At 54.6% G+C, this 2,625-nt stretch carries 2 protein-coding genes; both read left to right on the forward strand.

Translation table 11 applies throughout. The features are described from left to right. Window positions 1-188: 188 nt before the first annotated feature. On the forward strand, window positions 189-716 hold the full coding sequence (locus tag ACOSYY_RS04325) for a CBS domain-containing protein (RefSeq protein ID WP_421661039.1): 528 nt from the start codon (window positions 189-191) through the stop codon (window positions 714-716). 152 nt (window positions 717-868) lie between these two features. Then, window positions 869-2,625 (forward strand): malto-oligosyltrehalose trehalohydrolase (treZ, locus tag ACOSYY_RS04330; protein WP_421661040.1); only part of this gene is annotated, 1,757 nt, incomplete at its 3' end.

A 2,625-nucleotide genomic window follows, 5' to 3' on the forward strand; every position in this document is an offset into this window, starting at 1 on the left:
ACTCATGCGCTGTCGATTCAAGCGATCAAATAAGCCGGCTCGGCGATATGTCGGCAGATGAGGTGAAGCTAAGCGATAAAAGAATGGTGCCTTGCCGATCAATGGTAAAGCTCCGTCCACAAATGTGAGATTGTTCATCGGGGGATCCGCCCAGTCCAGTTCAGCCGATGTCCTGTTAAGGATATTCAATGCTTACCGTGACCCCCCGCCCTCGTTCTGGAATTTTTGGGGAATCCACCAATGATGAAGCATATAGAGTGCTTCCTGGTGAGGACCGCCTTGTGAAAGATATTATGACCAATGAACTGGCAACCGTCACGGCCTCCATCACTATCAAAGAAGCGATGGAAATCCTCAGAAGCAGGAATGTGCCTATCCTGGTTGTGTATCTGGAGGGCGAGCCGATCTTCGCGCTCACGGAGTATGAGTTGACCGTCCATGCCGTCAATACCGAAGACCACGCTGTGTCGATCACTCTCCATGAGCTGATCAAAAAGCGCATGGTCGTTCGATGTCGTGAGGATGCCATTTTGGCCGATGCCATTCCTGCCATGTTCGACCATTGCGCCCGCAATGTTCCGGTCGTGAATGCCAGAGGTGACCTGGTTGGTGCGCTTTCGCTGGTGGATGCGGTAGGAGCCGTCAATCCGGACGCCGCAGCACGTTGGCGGACAAAGTTACGACAATTATGGACTGAGACACCCGAGTTCAAATGATAGTGTTGAGCATCTCGCAAAGCAGCCCGGTATTTGACATTGCCCTTCTCTAGGGGTCTGCCCAGTACGAGTCACGGTGCGGACCCTATAGTTAGGACATAACATCGCGATAGCTTGCAATACGATCGCTAGAGGGAATTCCCAAAACATTGGTGCGGGCACATTTCAACATTGCAGAGAATGCGAAGAAGGCCAAAGGTAGCCCTACGGTCCCCATGATTCCGCTGGGAGCACAGATGATAGAGGAAGGCGTGCAGTTTCGGGTGTGGGCTCCCAAAAGCACACGGATCGACGTTCTATTTGGAAACGGCAAGACACAATCGCTCGAGAGAGATGAACGAGGCTACTTCAGCGGAATCGCCTCGAATGCGAGCCCCGGGATGACCTATCGCTATCGATTGGATGGGGAAAAGGATTATCCGGATCCCTGTTCACGTTTTCAACCGGAGGGCCCTCATGGCCCTTCGCAAATTGTGAATCCCTCCGCTTACCGCTGGCGCGATCATGATTGGCCCGGTGTCCACATGGCGGGACAAGTCATCTATGAACTCCATCTCGGCACCTTCACCGAAGAGGGTACGTTCGACGCCGCCATTCGCGAGTTGGATGGACTCAAACGCCTCGGAATCACGCTGTTGGAAATCATGCCGATCGCTGAATTCTCCGGTCGATGGAATTGGGGATACGACGGCGTATGCCTGTTCGCTCCGTCACATATGTATGGAGACTACGATGCCCTTAAGCGTTTCGTGGACGCCGCCCATGAAACGGGGTTGGGAGTCATTTTGGACGTGGTGTACAACCATTTTGGACCGGATGGAAACTACTTGTCAGTGTTCAGCGATGATTATGTCACCGACCGATATCCGAACGAGTGGGGACAAGCTCTCAATTTCGATGGACCCGGGTCGGCGGGCATGCGGGAACTGGTCGTACAAAACGCCTGTTATTGGATCGGAGAATTTCATCTTGATGGTCTGAGAATCGACGCGACGCATGCCATTCATGACGCCAGCGAACAGCATATCCTCGGAGAACTGTCTACGGAAACCCGCCGGGTGGCGGGACGGCGATCCATCGTCTTGATTGCCGAAAACGAGGCGCAGGAGATCAGTGCGGTTCGGCCTGTGGAACAAGGTGGATGGGGCCTGGACGCCGTCTGGTGCGAAGATTTCCATCATGTGTCACGGGTTGCGGCGACAGGGCACCGTGAGGCCTACTACACGGACTACCGCGGTGCGCCACAGGAATTTATCTCCTCTCTGAAACGCGGATTCTTGTATCAAGGACAGCGGTACCATTGGCAACGCAAGGCCAGAGGTTCGGTCGTCGGCCATGAGCCGGCCTGTAACTTCGTTTTCTTTATCCAAAATCACGATCAGATCGGGAACACCCTTACAGGTAACCGCCTCCATACCTTGACGAGCCCCGGGCGGTATCGCGTTCTCACCACGATCAACTTGTTGGCTCCTCAGACACCCATGTTGTTCATGGGACAGGAGTACGCCGCATCGACCCCCTTTCTGTACTTTGTCGACTTCGGCGACCACGAGCTCGGCCCAAAGGTCCGATTAGGGCGGCAAGAGTTCTTGAGCCAATTTCCCAGTTATGCATCTGAGGAAGCGCGGAAATCGATGTTCGACCCCAACGATCGCATGACGTTCGAACGCTCCAAACTGGATCGCGCCGAACGGAGCGCTCACGGGCCGTTCTACCTGCTCTGTCGCGACTTGTTACGGTTGCGTCGCGAAGACCTGGTGTTCTCCGCACAGTCACGCGAACACATTGATGGTGCCGTTCTGAGTCCCCACGCCTTCGCCATCCGCTACTTTGAGAAGACCGGCTGTGACCGTCTCCTTGTGGTCAATTTGGGAGAGGATCTCCACTTCATTCCGGCTCCTGAACCGCT

The sequence above is a fragment of the Nitrospira sp. BLG_2 genome, from assembly GCF_049222245.1.

Bases quoted from the DNA above. Each gene is read 5' to 3' on its own strand.
- ACOSYY_RS04325 (WP_421661039.1), top strand. From the start codon at position 189: ATGCTTACCGTGACCCCCCGCCCTCGTTCTGGAATTTTTGGGGAATCC.